Origin of the sequence: Rhizobium metallidurans (assembly GCF_014196505.1) — a bacterium.
In the GTDB taxonomy this organism is placed as follows: Bacteria; Pseudomonadota; Alphaproteobacteria; order Rhizobiales; family Rhizobiaceae; genus Rhizobium; species Rhizobium metallidurans.
The window spans coordinates 518,764-534,212 of the sequence record NZ_JACIDW010000001.1 but is presented as its reverse complement, the minus strand read 5'-3'; the positions used below and the strand labels follow the sequence as shown (position 1 = coordinate 534,212).

13 protein-coding genes are annotated in these 15,449 nt (G+C 62.1%); 3 read left to right on the top strand and 10 right to left on the bottom strand.

Annotation, left to right across the window (positions count from 1 at the left end; translation table 11 throughout):
• Positions 1-2: 2 nt before the first annotated feature.
• The 3 genes from GGQ67_RS02300 to GGQ67_RS02290 all read right to left on the bottom strand — a co-directional run bounded on the left by GGQ67_RS02300 (position 3) and on the right by GGQ67_RS02290 (position 3,378).
• Positions 3-893, bottom strand: a complete 891-nt coding sequence (locus GGQ67_RS02300; RefSeq protein ID WP_183898551.1) for a carbohydrate ABC transporter permease — start codon at positions 891-893, stop codon at positions 3-5.
• Positions 890-2,005, bottom strand: a complete 1,116-nt coding sequence (locus GGQ67_RS02295; protein ID WP_183898550.1) for an ABC transporter ATP-binding protein — start codon at positions 2,003-2,005, stop codon at positions 890-892. Before GGQ67_RS02295 ends, GGQ67_RS02300 begins: the two co-directional genes overlap by 4 nt.
• 116 nt (positions 2,006-2,121) lie before the next feature.
• Entirely contained in the window at positions 2,122-3,378 is a 1,257-nt protein-coding gene (locus tag GGQ67_RS02290) for an ABC transporter substrate-binding protein (RefSeq protein WP_183898549.1), read from the bottom strand.
• Positions 3,379-3,542: 164 nt separating this feature from the next.
• Here GGQ67_RS02290 and GGQ67_RS02285 point away from each other — a divergent pair, with 164 nt between their 5' ends.
• Complete coding sequence (locus GGQ67_RS02285; RefSeq protein ID WP_183898548.1) at positions 3,543-4,340, top strand: GntR family transcriptional regulator; 798 nt, start codon at positions 3,543-3,545, stop codon at positions 4,338-4,340.
• 41 nt (positions 4,341-4,381) lie between these two features.
• Here GGQ67_RS02285 and GGQ67_RS02280 read toward each other — a convergent pair whose 3' ends face one another.
• Positions 4,382-5,701 carry a peptidoglycan L,D-endopeptidase MepK gene (locus tag GGQ67_RS02280; RefSeq protein ID WP_425503745.1) on the bottom strand — a complete coding sequence of 440 codons (1,320 nt, stop codon included), beginning with the start codon at positions 5,699-5,701 and terminating at the stop codon, positions 4,382-4,384.
• A gap of 322 nt (positions 5,702-6,023) precedes the next feature.
• On the opposite strand from GGQ67_RS02280, the gene GGQ67_RS02275 reads away from it, so the two are divergent.
• Positions 6,024-6,422, top strand: coding sequence for a hypothetical protein (locus GGQ67_RS02275; RefSeq protein WP_183898546.1), 399 nt, complete (start codon positions 6,024-6,026; stop codon positions 6,420-6,422).
• A gap of 74 nt (positions 6,423-6,496) precedes the next feature.
• Here GGQ67_RS02275 and GGQ67_RS02270 read toward each other — a convergent pair whose 3' ends face one another.
• Positions 6,497-7,798 carry a CNNM domain-containing protein gene (locus GGQ67_RS02270; RefSeq protein WP_183898545.1) on the bottom strand — a complete coding sequence of 434 codons (1,302 nt, stop codon included), beginning with the start codon at positions 7,796-7,798 and terminating at the stop codon, positions 6,497-6,499.
• A gap of 250 nt (positions 7,799-8,048) precedes the next feature.
• On the opposite strand from GGQ67_RS02270, the gene GGQ67_RS02265 reads away from it, so the two are divergent.
• Positions 8,049-8,969 carry a GGDEF domain-containing protein gene (locus tag GGQ67_RS02265; RefSeq protein ID WP_183898544.1) on the top strand — a complete coding sequence of 307 codons (921 nt, stop codon included), beginning with the start codon at positions 8,049-8,051 and terminating at the stop codon, positions 8,967-8,969.
• Between the two features lie 30 nt (positions 8,970-8,999).
• Here the strand turns inward: GGQ67_RS02265 and GGQ67_RS02260 are convergent, their stop codons facing one another.
• The 5 genes from GGQ67_RS02260 to GGQ67_RS02240 form a co-directional block, all read right to left on the bottom strand.
• Positions 9,000-9,263 (bottom strand): hypothetical protein, encoded by a 264-nt coding sequence (locus tag GGQ67_RS02260; protein WP_183898543.1) that lies wholly within the window; start codon positions 9,261-9,263, stop codon positions 9,000-9,002.
• Positions 9,264-9,361: 98 nt separating this feature from the next.
• The gene (locus GGQ67_RS02255) at positions 9,362-11,491 is read right to left on the bottom strand and encodes a site-2 protease family protein (RefSeq protein ID WP_183898542.1); all 2,130 of its coding nucleotides are present in this window, start codon (positions 11,489-11,491) and stop codon (positions 9,362-9,364) included.
• On the bottom strand, positions 11,488-12,870 hold the full coding sequence (locus GGQ67_RS02250; RefSeq protein WP_183898541.1) for an efflux RND transporter periplasmic adaptor subunit: 1,383 nt from the start codon (positions 12,868-12,870) through the stop codon (positions 11,488-11,490). The genes GGQ67_RS02255 and GGQ67_RS02250 overlap by 4 nt, the downstream gene beginning before the upstream one ends.
• 9 nt (positions 12,871-12,879) lie before the next feature.
• Positions 12,880-13,641, bottom strand: coding sequence for an efflux RND transporter periplasmic adaptor subunit (locus tag GGQ67_RS02245; RefSeq protein ID WP_183898540.1), 762 nt, complete (start codon positions 13,639-13,641; stop codon positions 12,880-12,882).
• A 20-nt stretch (positions 13,642-13,661) separates the two neighbouring features.
• Positions 13,662-15,125 (bottom strand): TolC family protein, encoded by a 1,464-nt coding sequence (locus GGQ67_RS02240; protein ID WP_183898539.1) that lies wholly within the window; start codon positions 15,123-15,125, stop codon positions 13,662-13,664.
• Positions 15,126-15,449: the final 324 nt, after the last annotated feature.

Here is a 15,449-nt window from a genome sequence, read left to right as displayed (position 1 = left end):
CGTCAGGTCCCCGCCGCCTTGTCGAGGCGCAGCACCCCGATGATGATGATCGCGACCAGCGCGACGAGCAGGAAGACCCAGGTCGACGCCGCCGAGCCGACGCCGAGTTCCTGGAAGCTGATCAGCCGGTCGCGCGCATAGATCGACACGGTCATGACGTTCTCGTTGCTCGCAGCCAGGACATAGGCGAGGTCGAACATTCTGAGCGCGTCGAGAACGCGGAAGAGGACGGCGACGCCGATAGCCGGGCGCAGCATCGGGAGGGTGATCGACCAGAAGCGCTTCCAGGCCGGAATGCCGTCCACCTCGGCGGCTTCGAAGATCTCCGGAGATATCAGCTGCAGGCCGGCGAGAATGAGCAGCACCATGAAAGGCGTCGTCATCCACACGTCGATGAAGATGACGACGCCCATGATCAGAGAACTGCTGGCCGTCCAGGCAATGCCGTGATCGACCACGCCCAGCCCCGTGAGGATTTTGTTAATGACGCCGAACTGGTCGTTGAGCATCCATTCCCAGATCTTGGTGGCGACGACGACAGGAATGGCCCATGGCACCAGAATGGCGGCCCTCGCCAGGCCGCGGCCCGGAATCATCTCGTTGAGCAGCAGCGCGATCGCCAGGCCAAGGGCCGTCTCGATCGCGACCGAGATGACGGTGAACACAAGCGTGTTCTTGACGGCAACCCACCAGGTCGGGTCGTCGATGACCTCGATGAAGTTATCGAGGCCGACCATGGAATAGACCGACGGGTCGTCCAGATAGGCGTCGGTGAAGGAAAAGAAGAAGGTCCGGCTGAGCGGCCAGACGGCGACCAGGAGGATGACGGCGATGACGGGAACCAGAAACAGCCATGCGGCCCGGTAATCGCGGCGGGCAAGTTTGGCGCTCATCGTTCGTTCGCCTTTGACTGTCCAGCGGCCGGCGGGCTGAGGAGAACGCGATTGCCATCGGCGGTAAACGCGAAGAGGGCGGTATCAGTGAAATCCAGGCCGACAGCCTGGCCGATGAGATCGGGCGCCGGGGCCTTCGCGACGCGGATCACCCAGACGGTGTCGTCGGTGATCCGGCAATAGGCGAAATGCTCGTGGCCGAGGTCTTCGACGCGCTCCAGCGTGCAGGTGATGCGGCCTTGGTCAGCACCCACCAGCCGCAGTCCCTCCGGCCGGATACCGATCTCGGCGATCGGTCCCGCCGGGTTGTTGGCGACCATGGCGATCGTAAGATTACCAGGCCCGACGATCGTGCCGGCATCCGCGCCGGTCTTCGGCGACACGGCAAGGAAGTTCATCCTGGGGCTGCCGATGAAGCTTGCGACGAAGCGATTGTCGGGGGTGTGGTAGAGCTCCCGCGGCGTTCCCACCTGCTCGATGCGGCCATGATTGAGAACGACGATCCGGTCGGCGAGCGTCATCGCTTCGGATTGATCGTGCGTCACGTAGATCATCGTCGTCTTCAGGTCGTCATGGAGCTTGGCGATCTCCATGCGCATTTCCATTCTAAGATCGGAATCGAGGTTGGAGAGCGGCTCGTCGAACAGGAAGATTTCCGGCTGGCGCACCAGCGCCCGGCCGATCGCCACGCGCTGGCGCTGGCCGCCGGAGAGTTCGCGCGGCCGGCGATCCATCAGGTGGTCGACCTTGAGCATGCGCGCCACCGACGACACCTTCTGGCTGATCGCCTCCTTGGCCATTCCGAGCGTTTCGAGCGCGAAGCCGATGTTGCGGGCGACGCTCATATGCGGATAAAGCGCATAGGACTGGAAAACGAAGGCGACGCCGCGTCTCGAGGCCGGGACATCGGTCACGTCCTCGCCGCCGATCGTCACCACACCCTTGGACGCGGCCACGAGGCCCGCGACGATGCGCAGAAGCGTTGACTTGCCGCAGCCGGAGGGGCCGACGAAGACGACAAATTCGCCATCGTTGATCCTGAGGTCGACGCCTTGAATGACGGTGTGCGTCCCAAAATTCTTCGAAACGGATTCAAGCGAAACCGATGCCATTTTTCACCCGGACTTGATCACGATAAGAGGCTCGCCACCCTGCCGGCGGCGATTTTCGATGCGCGTGACGGGGGCGGGACCGTTCGCCGGCCCACCCTCGTGCGTTCAGTTCGGGCTCACCGGCTTTCCTTGAGCTTTTCAAGCCGTCCGGCGAGCGAGGTCAGCCCGGACTTGATCTCGCCACCGCCGGACAGCATGTCGTGGACGGCGCGATAGAAGGCCTGCGAGACGCGGTTGTAGCTGGTCCCGGTATAGCCCGAGGGGCGCACCGCGCTGTCGGCGAAGGCCTGCTGGTTGTCCTTGAGGAAGGGGATCTTCGCCAGCACGTCGGCATCGCTGTAGAGCGCCGGGATCGACGGATTGACCGCATCTTGAAGCGCGCGCTTCTTCTGCATATCGGGTCCGGTGATGAAGTTCACGAAGTCGGCCGCAACCTCGGGCTTGGCGCTGTACTTCGAGACGCCGTAATACATCGGGCCGAGGCATCCGCTCGACTTCTGGCCTTCCGCGCCGACGGGCAGCGGCATGACGCCGACCTTGTCGACAACGGCGCTGCCCTCCTTGTGCGACGTGCCCCAGACATAAGGCCAATTGCGGTGGAACACGGCGTTGCCGGATTCGAAGACGGCGCGCGAGGCTTCCTCGTCATAGTTCAGCGTGCCCTCGGGGCTGATCGAGCCGATCCAGCCCTTTGCCTTTTCGATCGCCTCGGCGGCCTTCGGATTGTCGATTGTCACCTTGCCATCATCGGAGATGATCGTGCCGCCGCCGTTCGATGCGATGAGCTCGATCGCGTCGCAGGTCAGGCCTTCATAGCTCTTGGCCTGCCATGCATAGCCCCACATATCGCCCTTGCCGTCGGCGCGCTCCTTGTCCTGGATTTCCTTGGCGGTCGCGGCCAGTTCATCCCAGGTCTTCGGCGGCTGCTTGCCGTATTTCTCCAGCAGGTCCTTGCGGTAGAACATCAAGCCGACGTCCATGTAGGCAGGCATCGCCACCAGATTGCCGTCGAGCTTGGCGGCGTTGAGCGTGGAGGCGAAGTGCTTGTCCTGATCGGCCTGCGGGATGGCGGTCTTCAGGTCGAGAAGGCCGTTCTTGAACATGCCGAGCCAGATGACGTCGAGAAACAGCACGTCGATATCCGAGGATTTCGAGGCGATCAGCTGCTGATAGATCGGAATGGCGTCATCCAGCAGCGCCGGCATCTTGTTGATCTTCGCTTCGTTGCCCGTCTTCTCCTTCCAGGCATTGGCGACATTCGTGCACAGCTCGAATTCCGTCGGCGCGCAGAACACGGAAATCGTCTCAGCGTGGGCCGTTCCGCTCCAGAGGGCGGCGGAGAACGCGAGGACGGCAAGGCTCTTCTTAAGCATGGTGGGTTCCCTTGATTGTGATAATGCACGGCATCGTCAGGGCTCTTCTGGCTCCTTGCCATCAATAGGACTGGTTATGACCAGTTATGTCAATATGGACTTTCGAGAGAATTGCGTTGAAGATGAGAACGGCAGAGGCGGCCAAGGCCCGGGGAAAATCGAAGTTGAAGACGCTCGAAACCGACGACACATTGATCGCAACACGCGGCGTCATCGATCGCGGCGACCCGCGGCCGCTGCACAAGCAGGTGTATGAGGCGTTGCTGGCGGCGATCAGCGACGGGCGTCTGCCGCTGCGCGGCAAGCTGCCCTCCGAGCGCGAGCTCGTCGATCTCTACGATGTGAGCCGCATCACCATTCGCCATGCTGTGCGCGAACTCATCCAGCAGGGCGTGGTCCATAGTCAGCCCGGCAAAGGGCTTTATGTCACCGAGCGCGGCGGCGGCTTCGAGCTGCAGGTGCTGAAGAGCTTCACCAGCATCGCGCTCGCCAATGGCCGTACGCCGGGTCACCAGCTGATCGAGGCACGTCTCGTTCGGGCGCCGTTGGAAGTGAGCAGGCCGCTCTTTCTCGCGCCCGGCGCGGAAGTCGTGGTGCTATCGCGCCTGCGCTTGCTCGACAATATTCCGGCCGTGATCCAGACCGACTGGATACCCGCCGGGCGCGTGCCAGCGCTGCTGGACCTGGATTGGGGTATCGCCAATCGCTCGCTCTACGAAGAGTTGCGGCAGCGCTACGGCATATTTCCAAAGCGCGGCCAGACGACGCTGAGCGCGCGCCTAGCTGATGATGATGAGGCGCGGCTGCTGCAGCTGGCGCCGCCGGCCGCGGTGCTGACGGTCGACCAGATCGCCTTCGACGACCGCAATCGCCCGGTCAACATGACCGCGCTCGTCCACCATCCCGCCCGCTATCCGCTGACGCTGCTGCAATCGGAAACCGGCGATTTCACGCAATACTGAGTATTGCGGATCGATGGATGGTGGGCGGCTGACGATCCGCCCTAGCCGTCGAGGGCGAACCTGTCTTCGTCGAACTCGTCTTCCGCGAATTCGGTGTTATCGCTATCCATGGTCGGACCGACGTCATCCAGCGTCGTCAGACGCATGCCGGACGGGCGGGGAGCGGTCATCTTGATGGTCATGCCCGGTGGCTGCAGCGCCCAGGAGACCAACGCCGCGCCCGACATGGCGCCGACGCCTGCCGATACGGCCTGCGGTTCGCGTGCCGGAACGGCGATCATGTTGGGGCGCTTCGCCGCGCTGCCGGCGAGAGAGCCGCCCGCATGGCGTGCGAGAAGAAGCTGGCCCGCCGAGCCCTTGCCCGTGACGGCGAGGGCAAGCAGCACCGGCGCGGCCGGCTTGGGAATGCTTGCCGTGGCATTTTCATCAAGCGCCGGCCTGAATGTCGGCAGCGGCACGGTGAGCGAGGCGAGGTCTGGAGCGGTATTGTCGGCGCGTGGCGTCGGCCGGGCAAGTTGAAGTTCGAGGCCGCGTTCGGCGCGCGTTTGCGGCACCGGCAGCATCGCGGTCACGAGACTGGGCCTGGGCGCGGGCGGCGAACCAGCATCCTCGTCGTCGCTCTCCGACGCGCGGATGGTCTCGATCGCCACGGGGCGGTTGCGCTTTTTCTGGTCGGCGAGCGCTAGCTCATAGCCGGGCAGGGCTCTGCCGTCGGCCGGCAGATGCAGCGTACGACCGCTGGGAAACAGCCGGGCCAGTTCCTGGCGCGACATGCGCGGCCAGGCGCGAACATTGCCCACATCGAGATGCACGAAAGGCGAGCCCGAGGTCGGATAATAGCCGACGCCGCCGACCTGCATCTGCATCGCGAGCGCGCGCAGCGTGGCAAGCTTCACGCCCGGAATGTAAAAGTCCATGGCCTTGCCCAGCATGTGCTGGCTCTTCTTGGCGACGCCGCTGATGCGCGAACGGGTGCGAAGCATGTTGTTCGTGGCGGGCGAGCGATAGGCGGAGACGACGTTGATGGGCTCCTTCGCCCCGCTGCGCTGATAGACTTCCCAAACCAGATCAAGCAGGCGCGGATCCATCTTGGTCGGCTCGTTGCGGCGCCAGTCACGCAGGAAGCGGTTGATCTGCATCAGACCCCTCGGATCGTACTTGCCGTTGCGCTTGAAGACGATGGTCGCCCGCTCTCCCGTGTGGGTGAAATAGAGATTGAGCGCGCGATCGCCCTCGGCAGCCTGTGCGGCGCCGGCCATGCCCGCGAACATGACAATGACGATCACGGCCATTCGATGCGCAACAAGCGACACCGCAAGGGCCAGCGTGGTCAGGGGAACGGAAAAGACTGCATGGTACACGAACACGACTTCCGTCATTGTTGAAGGGCGCGACGGCCGGAACTTGTGATCGGCGAAGTCGCTTTGCAGGCTATTATGGTCAACAGATCCCTAACGTATGGTTTATGACGGACTAATTTTCGAGACAGGCAACCTTCTTGGCCTCGCCGCGTGACGTTTTGAGACGGGTGCTGCGTGCAAGATGGCGTAGAATGCATGGTGGGCCGTCCGTTCGCCGAGCGTCCCTAAAGCGGAAATGCGGCCGAAAAGCGCGGGGCGGTCACAATCCTGTCGCTTCGGTCGGTATCTCTTGGAACATGGTTCCAGAGCAGAGGAGCGAGAATTGAATAATTTATACAAGACCTTGGCGATTTCGCTTTCAACAATGGCCACGATGGCGGAGCCGATCTGGGCGGCACAAGCACCGGCCGCCGATCCGCTCGTCGGCCGGGCGTGGGTCGAGACCAAGCCGCAATCCGGTCTCCCCGGCGTGATGATGGTGTTCATGGCCGACGGCAGCCTGCTGATGGATTCGTGCTGGGAAACCTACGCGCTTCGCAAATGGAGCCGCGCCTCCCAGGATACGGTTACCTGGGACGAAGACGGCGCGAAAATCACCGCGAAGGTGCAATCGGTCTCGCCGACTCAGCTGACGCTTCGCGTAAAGGCCGGAAAGGATACGGTCGAGCACCGTTACAGCGTCGCCAAGACGCCGTATGTGTGCCCCGACATGAAGCGTTGAAATAGTCACCGCGCCAAAGAGCATGCGACGAGCCGGTATCGTGTCCGGTCCGCTCGCCGCATGTCCTGCCTTGATTATTCGACGTCGGCTGTCTGGCGCGTGTCCAGCGAGCTGACGAGTATCTTGTCGATCCGTCGGCCGTCGAGGTCGATGACCTCGAAGCGCCAGCCATCCCTGGTGAAGCTTTCGCCGAGCACCGGAAGGTGTTTCAGCTCCTCGAGAACGAGGCCCGCGACCGTCTGGTATTCGAGATCGTCGCCCAGCTTCAGGCTCATGAATTCCGCGAACTCGTCGATCGGCGTCCAGCCGGAGACGAGATAGGAGCCGTCGTCGCGGCGCGCGATCGCCTGTTCGTCGATCGGGCCGTCCTGCAGCGCGCCCATGATCGCTTCCATGATGTCGCCGGAAGAGATGACGCCCTCGAAATGGCCGTACTCGTCGAAAACAAGCACCATGTGCACCGGTGATGTCCGGATCGCCTGGATGACGCTGATGGCGTTGGAAAGGTCCGAAACGATCGGTACGTCCTGCGTGATCGCCTTCAGGTCGGCGGTCCCCTGAACCGACATCGCGTCGTAGAAATCCTTGACCGCGAGCACGCCGAGCACCTCGTCGGAACTGCCTTTTCGCACCGGTAGTCGCGATCGCTTCGTGCTGTGCAGCTGGGCGCGAATTTCGTCAAGACTGTCGTCCACGTCAATGATCTCGACATCGCGGCGCGGTGTCATCAGCGCGCGCGCCGTGCGGTCGGCAAGCCGCATCACGCCGGAGATCATGGCGGACTCCTCGCTTTCGATCACGCCTGCTGATTGCGCTTCGGCTAGCACCGTCTTGATCTCTTCGTCGGAGACGTTGTCGCCGGCTTTCCCGGATTGCCCGAGCAGCTTCAGAACGAGTTTGCCGGAGGCGTCCAGCAGCCAGACGAGGGGCAGCGCCATCCTCGACAGGACCGTCATGCCCGGCGCGAGCCTAGAGGCGACGGCTTCCGGCTCCCGCAGCGCGATCTGCTTCGGCACGAGCTCGCCGACGATCAGCGACAGGTAGGTGATGGCGATGACGACGGTACCCACGCCCACCGCGTCGGCGACCGCCGGCGAGACGCCATGAAACTCCAGCCAGCCGGTCAGGCGGCTGCCGAGCGTGGCGCCTGAAAAGGCACCGGAGAGCACGCCGACCAGGGTGATGCCGATCTGCACCGTCGACAGGAACCTGCCGGGGTTTTCGGCAAGCTTTATGGCTTGTGCGGCTCCTCTGCTTCCGTGATCGGCGAGAACTTTCAGGCGGGCGGGTCTGGAGGACACGACCGCCAATTCCGACATGGCGAGCACACCATTCACAATGGTGAGCAAGACCACAATTCCAATTTCGAGAAACACAGGAGCCCTTGTTCGTTGACGATGATGACGCAAGATAGGGGCATTCACATCGGTTGCAAAGCGGCGGCCACGATTTTATCCCGCGCGAAATCGCGTAGGGCATCGCAGCCATCTGTCCGGTAAATTAGCATTATGAGTCAGAAGAGCTTAACTTTCGTCTGTTAGAAGAGCGCCTGTACTTTTTGTGATCACGTGTATGGCCGGCGAAGAGATACTGCCACCAGAGATCCTGACTTCGATATTGATGCGAATGTTCGAGTTCGCACCGATCGCCATGGCCGTCTCGACGAGCGACACCGAGACATCGAGCTATCTCAAGGTAAACGACGCCTATCTCAGGCTGACGGGCCTGAAGTGGGAGGATATCAGCGGCAAGACGCTGATCGCGGAAGGGGCTGCGATCAGCAGCCCGGCGCGTGACCGGCGTCACCGGATGCTGGCCGAGGAAGGTGGCTACGTGCTGGAGGAAGTGGATATCCGCCATGCCGACGGTACGGTCCTGCCGACGCTGATCTCCGCGCAACGCACTGTCATCGATGGCGTGTCGTTCGATGTTGAAGTCATTCTCGACATGTCCGCGCGTGTTCGCCACCAGCACGAGATCGACCTTGCACTCCGGGCTTCCGCGCGCACCGACGCGCTGTCGGGTCTTCCCAATCGCGCCTGTTTCGATGAGGTTCTCGCCGAACACCTGCAGCGGCGCGACGACAGCGAGAAGCTCTTGGCGCTGGCCTTCATCGATTTCAACGGTTTCAAGGCCGTCAACGACACGATGGGGCATGGCGCGGGCGATGAGGTGCTGAGGATCATCGCAAGCCGCTTCCGCGACAGCTTCCGCGCCAATGATTTCATCGCGCGCATCGGCGGCGATGAATTCGTCGTTCTTCTGGAAGTCGATCCCTCGCATCTGAACGACGTGGAACTGACGCTCAAGGACGCGGTGGATCGCATTTTCAAGCCGATCGCCGTCGAAGGCGTGGTTGTCGAATTGGGCGCGGCGATGGGGGTCACCCTGCTGCAGCCGGAGGACGACGCGGCATCGTTCGTGAAACGCGCCGACAACTACATGTATCTGGCAAAGCAGACCGGTGATCGGCTCGCCATGATCTGGCTCGGCCAAGCCGGCGGAATTGAAGTGAGCGCAAGGCTTGTCACCGGCGTTACGGGTTAACCCGTCCCGGTCGCCTTGCCGGCGCTGGGGTCAGTATTCAGGTGGCGGCGGCAACTCGCCGGCAGTGGCATCGAGCTCTGCCTGAACGGCCTTCATCGTTTCGCGTTCCGTGGGAAACGGGTTGCTGTCGACCGACGGCAGTTCGCCGTTCATGTCGGACACGCGATAGAACCAACGCTCGTTGGCGCCGTTGATGGTCAGCCGGAACCTGCCATGGCTGGCATAGGCCCGGCCGGTTGTGTCACGCTTCCACACGGAGTGATGGTGACCTGTCCTCGACCTGAATAGGCGCATTGCGCATCCTTTCCGCTTTTGATCACCCGGAATACTATCCCCAGTATGTGATATAAAGCGATGACGCCCGCAATGGTTTCATAGTTATTACGAAAATGTCAGGCACCCGCTTCGCGGACCAGAACTTTTACAACCTGGCGCCAAACCCGCCCGGCGATACTTTCGCCCTTGCCGTTCAATACGACCACGCCTCTCACGGTCTCCGACAAAGGCTTGCCGGATACCGCGGCGGTGATCGCATACTGTGCCGAAACAGGGCTGAAGCGTGGTCGCTCACGGGCGTTTTGCGGGTGGACGGCGATTTCGCCGCGATACTCCGAGGTGAGCTGCGGAATATCGATTTCGGAGGCGCCCGCCGAAGCGATGGAGGTGAGCAGCACGGGCATCGAGGACTGCGAGATATCGTCGGGGATGAAGCGTCCCGCCGCGCCGACTTCGAGGCGACCGCGGTCGCCGCCGGACACGAAGCCGCGCGCCGCCGTGCCGGACGCACCGGCGATGGTCGCCAGCTGATCCTTGCGGCTGATCCACCGGCCCAGGTGGACCTGCGGATCTATGTCGATCACGGTGCCGTCGAAGGGCGCGCGAACGATGAGCGATGCCTGGCGGCGTGCAAGCCCGTCGCGTTTGGCTTCGAGTGCCGCCAGTTGCGATTGAAGGATGCCGCGGTCGACGAGGTTTTGCGGATCGGCGAGCACGCGGGCCAGGCGGTAGCGCGTCAGTTCGGCCTCGATCTCGGTCGTGCGCAGTTCCTGCTGCAACTCGGGACGGCTGATCGAAAACAGCACGTCGTTTTTCTTCACCACATCGCCGCGCTTGATCTCGATCGCCTCGATCTTTCCGGGCTCCATCGGAAAAAGTCGCGTGAACTCGTTGGGATAAAGCGCTGCCGGGGCGGAGACGTTCTTGAATATGGGTAACGAGATCAATGCGATGATCGCAAGGAGGATTGCCAGCGACAGGTAGCTGCGTCTGCTCGTCTTGATGTCATGGCGCATGGTCCACCACTCCCGAAGTTCGGACAGGATTGGCCGAAGGATGAAGAAGCCGATCTCGACGGCGAATAGCATCACGCCCACGATCTTGATGGTGAAGTGATAGACGAGGAGCGCAATGCCGAAATAGAGAAACAGCCGGTAGATCGTCGTGGCGATCGCATAGAGCGTCACGGTCGCGTCGAGTTTCGGGCCGAAGCGATCCGGCCTCTCTTCGTCGGTGTCGAACAGCAGATGGCGAAGCCGCCAGCGCAGATGCCGGAATGCGCGCGGCTGCAGGTTCTCGACGCCCAGGAGATCGGCGAAGATGTAATAGCCGTCGAAGCGCATGAACGGATTGATGTTGACAATCAGGCTGAGCACCCAGCCGGTGGCCGCGAGAACGAAGGCCGCCGATCGAAACGGTCCGTCGGGGAGGAAGACCCAGAGAAGCAGCGCGAACACGGCGATATGCATCTCGGTCAGCACGCCGGCCATGTCGATCTTCAACCGGTCGAAGCGCGATTTCAGCCGCCATGCATCGCTGACATCCGTGTAGAGCAGCGGAACCAGCACCATGAAGGCGATGCCCATGGTGGGGACGCGGCAGCCGTGGCGGTGCGCGACATAGGCGTGGCCAAGCTCGTGCATCGACTTGATGATCGCGATCGAGACAACGGAGACCACGATGCCTTCCAGCGTGAATACGTAGGGAAAGGTACCGATGAAGGCATCCCATTGCCGGGAAACCAGATAGAGCCCAAGCATGGCGGCGCAGATGGTGAAAGCCTGGAAAACGGGGCTGAAGAACACCGAAACGTAAGGTGCCGTCTTGCGGATGAAACGGTCCGGCCGCACCAGCGGAATGCGGAAGAAGAGGTAGTTGTGGATCAGCCGCATGAAGAGCGAGTGCCGGTGGGTCGCGCCGGCATGAAGCGCCCGCCAGGTAGCGGATGCAGGCTCCGTTACGAAGAAGCTCCTTTCCAGCATTCGCATCGCGGCGTAAATCTCTTCCTGCTCGGGAAGCCGTCCGAACTTCGTCTGCACCGCCTGAATGAGACCGCGCAGCGAACGCGCGACGTTCCAGAGCGACAAGAGCTGGAACATCTCGAACGTGATGCGGAAGAAGCGGTTTCGGATCGGGTCGAGCACGATCCAGACCGGCTCGCCGGACAGGCTGGTGCCGCCGCGCACGATCTGCAGATCCTCGCGCAAGGACGGCAGCCTGAGATCGGGCGAGGGAGGCGCCGTCATAGGCCGAGCCGCTGCCTGATGGCCGCGATCGGCCTGCGGAACAGATAGTAGGCGAGCGGCACTTTCTCGCCGAAGATCTGCGATGTTCCTCGGATGCCGAGACGCAGCCCGCGCTCCGGCGCCGCGTCAAACCCGGCATAGATGCGATAGGCGAGAATATTGCCCTCGATCATCTGCGGATCGAAGGAGGACGACAGCGTCTTCGCCGCAACCGGACGCAGCGGATCGGAATCGAGAAATGCACTGACAGCGGCACCGTTCTCGACCGCGATCGCGTCGGCGACCGGCACGTCGATGCGCAGCTGGACGCGTTTGGGGTCGGCTACCTCCATCACCCGTTCGCCGATCGATACCGGCCGGCCGATCCAGTCCCGCTTGTCGGTGAAGATGACCACGCCGTCCGTCTCGGCTTTCACGTCGGTGCGCGCCAGCATGTCGGCGGCGTAATCGCGCTTGGCCGAAGCGACACTCAGTTCGCTCCTGGTCACCGCCAGATCGCGCCGCGCTTCCGGGTCGGCAATCGCGCGCTGACTGATCTGCATCAGCCGCGCCTGCGCCACCTTCACATCCTGTTCGGCAACCCGCAGCTCGTTTCGAAGCGCGGTATCGGCGAGCCTGAAGAGCGGCTGTCCCTTCACCACGCTCGCGTTCGGATTGACGAGGATTTCCTCGATCGCGCCGTCGAGCGGGGCGGCCACGATCTCCGGAGAGACGGGAACGACCTCGCTCGGCGCCAGCACCGTCATGTGCACGGGAATGAACATCGCGGCCAGTGCCAGCAAGGTGACGATGCCGAGCAGCGGCTTGATCGGCAGCTTGCGCTTCAGCCGTCTCGGTCCGCTCAGTGCGCGCCAGGCGTGGGAATAGGTCTCGGCCAGCCTTTCGGCAACAAGCAGATCCGCCTCCGGCCATGGCGTCTCGCGTGCCAGAAGCATGCCCGCGAAGATATGGTCGTCGCGCAGTCGAAACGGCACCCAGGCCATGAATCGGAACGGGTAGCTGTCCTGTTCGATCTCGCCCGGCGGGCAATAGGCGGGAAGGGTAAAGGCCTTGATCTTCGCCAGCCCGGCCTCGCGGGCAAGCTGCCTGACGAGGCCCTCGATGAAGCGGATGCGCGGTGCGTTTCGATCAACCGCGCCGATCGACGACACCGTCTCGACCTTGAAGGCGCCCTTGGGCACCGAAAGCACGAAGATCTGCCGCGCCTTGGCGAGCTTCATCGTCTCGTTGGCGATGAGGAAACGCAGTTCGCCCACGCTTTCGACGCGCCGCGCCTCGGCTTCGATCCTGAGCAGAAGCTCGTAGGCGTGCTGGGCGGCGGCGGCTGCCGGTGGCTGAAGCTTGATTGGATCGCCAACTGGCTTTTCGACACCTTGCATCGTGCTCGCCTACTCACTCGGAATTCTGAACTGGGTGGGACCGCTCATGCCTGGCAGGATGCCGGCGGCATCGCCGGAGAAACGCCCGGTCACCTTCACGGTCTGGCTGACCGGATCGACGGTCGCGCCGATGCGGACAATGTCGATCGGCAGGGTCTTGGCCGTCTCGTCGACGCTGAGCGAAAACTGCTGGCCTTCGCGCAGCCAGCGCAGCCAGACGGACGGCACCAGCACATCGACCAGGAGGTCGTTGCTGGCGACGATATGCATGATTGGCCGGCTCGGTTCCGGGGTCTCATGCGCGCGTGACGGCATCGCCCCGATCCGGCCATCGAAGGGCGCCTTTATCGTGCAGCGGCCGAGCTTGCTGCGATAGGCATCGGCCTCGCCCGCGGCCTGGTCGGCCTTGGCGCGCGATATCTCGACTTCGAATTTTCCCGCCGCGTTCGAGCGCGCCAGCCGTTCGTCGTTGGCAAGGGCGATCTTCGCCGCCGCCATCGCCGCCTCCGCCGATTTGAGCTGAGCCTGGATATCCCCGCATTCGAAGGTGGCGAGGATATCGCCTTTCCTGAAGCTCTCTCCTTCCTTGAAGGGCAGGGTGGCGATGGCGAAGCCGAGATCGCTCGATATCGAGGCTTCGTCGGCGGCGCGAACGATGCCGCGCAGCCCTTCGAGCGATGCGGCGGCGCCCGCGACGTCACTGTCGGCGGCGTGGGTAACGCCACCCGCCAGAAGCTGTATGATCAGAACGGATGCCGCTAGGTGCTTCATCACTGTCTCCATGCCGGCCGTTATTTGGCCGCAACGAGGTCTGTCTTCAATTCACCGCGCTCCAGCCACATCTCGCGCAACTGGCCAGCCATCTCCTTGACGGGCTGGTTGGTGCGCAAAGTCCGCGGGAACGGATCGATGCCGAGCGAGGCGTAGATGTTGGCATAGGCGTTCTGCAGGTCGGCATAGGCCATATCGAGTTTCGCATCCGCCAGCAGGGCATTCATCTCCTCGCGGATCAGCATCTGTTCGCTGGTCTTCTGGGCGTCCGTCTCGGTGCGCACCTGCGTCAGGATCCGGCGCGAGACGTTGGAAAGGGCGGCCGCCGTGGAATAGGAGTTCTTCAGGTGGGCGTAGCGGGCGCGGCTGATATGGACCTGTGTCATGACCGCCATGGCAACCGAGAGCGAGCGCGTGTCGAGCATCTGCTTTTCCGCCTCGATCTTCTTGTTCACCGCAGGCAGCGTCGCGAGCTTCATCAGATTGAAGCTGACCTTGGCGCCCCACGACACCCAGTTGTTGGTGGCGATGTAGTCGTTCGAATCGTAGTTCGGCCCGGCGTAGAGATTGATCCCGGGCAGCATGTCGAGCAGCGCCGCATCCACCTCGCGCCCGTTGATCCGCAGCCGGTAGGAAATCTCGCGCATTTCGGGCCGGTTGGTAGCCGCGATATTGAACATCTCCTCCGAGGTGTAGTTGATCTTCAGCTGTGTATCACGGCGCTTAGGCACCTCGAGAGTGAACTCCGTGCCTGGCTTTACGTTCATCAGCGCGGAAAGCTGGGTCTTGGCGACGAGCAGCTCGCCTTCCAGAAGTTCGACCTCGCGCTTGACCTCGATCAGTTCGCGCTCATAGGTCAGCGCTACCAGCGGCGACGTCTCGCCGTTGGACGAAAGATTGCGGGTGTCCCTCAGGGCGCGGGCGACGCGGCCTTCAAGTGCCCGCATGCGGCCGACGAGACGCTGGTAGCTAACAGCGCGCCAATAGGCCGTGCGGACATCCTCTATGACCTTGTTGACCATCCGCCGCTTCATCTCATCCTGAACCAGCACCTCGTCCGTCGCCTGCTTGGCGCGCACATAGGAGAGGCCGAAATCCAGGATGTTCCAGGAGGAGGTCAGATCGGCTGTAACAATACTATCATCGCGAGTAGAGGCCTCGGTCGGGTCCGCTTCGTTGCGGCCAGCATACCCTGCGCCTGCTACAATCTTAGGGAGTGCGGAATAGCTTACCAGATCCGCCTCCCGTAATTTGAGCGCCGCCTGCATAACCTCTACCTTCGTGTCAAGATTGTATTTCAACGCTCTCGCCATGGCTTCGTACAAGTCCACCTTACCGGAGATGGGCTCCTGATCGGCGGTGGCAAGGGCAAGCCTCTCCTTGCCGAAGCTTGCATGCGCTTCCGGGGGTAGCGGTTTCGGGGTGACGGTGCATCCTGTCGCGATCAGGCTGACGGAAACCACTAGAAAGACTGGGAATTTCATCAAATCATTCCTCGAACCTGTTCCGTATACGACTAAGCCGCAGGTAGCTGATGTCTACGGATATGCAATTGCGGGGCGTAAATTCGGCAATCAGAGCGCGCTTTTGGAATGCGAAACTGTCGTCTGAGTGCATTCAGTCTTTGCTAACATGGTTAATCAACACTTAACAAAACACAATTTTTCAGGGCATTCTTTATTGGTCTGTGCTAAATGATGTGTCGAACGGACACGACTGACCGCTCCTGCAATGGTTGATTTAGTACAGGCTAATTCCTGATGCGGAAAATTAGTGAATTGTTAATTCTCTGCTCACTACGGTTGAAA

Coding starts and splice junctions, on each gene's coding strand:
- GGQ67_RS02300 (WP_183898551.1), bottom strand. CDS start 893: ATGAGCGCCAAACTTGCCCGCCGCGATTACCGGGCCGCATGGCTGTTT.
- GGQ67_RS02295 (WP_183898550.1), bottom strand. CDS start 2,005: ATGGCATCGGTTTCGCTTGAATCCGTTTCGAAGAATTTTGGGACGCAC.
- GGQ67_RS02290 (WP_183898549.1), bottom strand. CDS start 3,378: ATGCTTAAGAAGAGCCTTGCCGTCCTCGCGTTCTCCGCCGCCCTCTGG.
- GGQ67_RS02265 (WP_183898544.1), top strand. CDS start 8,049: ATGTTCGAGTTCGCACCGATCGCCATGGCCGTCTCGACGAGCGACACC.
- GGQ67_RS02260 (WP_183898543.1), bottom strand. CDS start 9,263: ATGCGCCTATTCAGGTCGAGGACAGGTCACCATCACTCCGTGTGGAAG.
- GGQ67_RS02255 (WP_183898542.1), bottom strand. CDS start 11,491: ATGACGGCGCCTCCCTCGCCCGATCTCAGGCTGCCGTCCTTGCGCGAG.
- GGQ67_RS02250 (WP_183898541.1), bottom strand. CDS start 12,870: ATGCAAGGTGTCGAAAAGCCAGTTGGCGATCCAATCAAGCTTCAGCCA.
- GGQ67_RS02245 (WP_183898540.1), bottom strand. CDS start 13,641: ATGAAGCACCTAGCGGCATCCGTTCTGATCATACAGCTTCTGGCGGGT.
- GGQ67_RS02240 (WP_183898539.1), bottom strand. CDS start 15,125: ATGAAATTCCCAGTCTTTCTAGTGGTTTCCGTCAGCCTGATCGCGACA.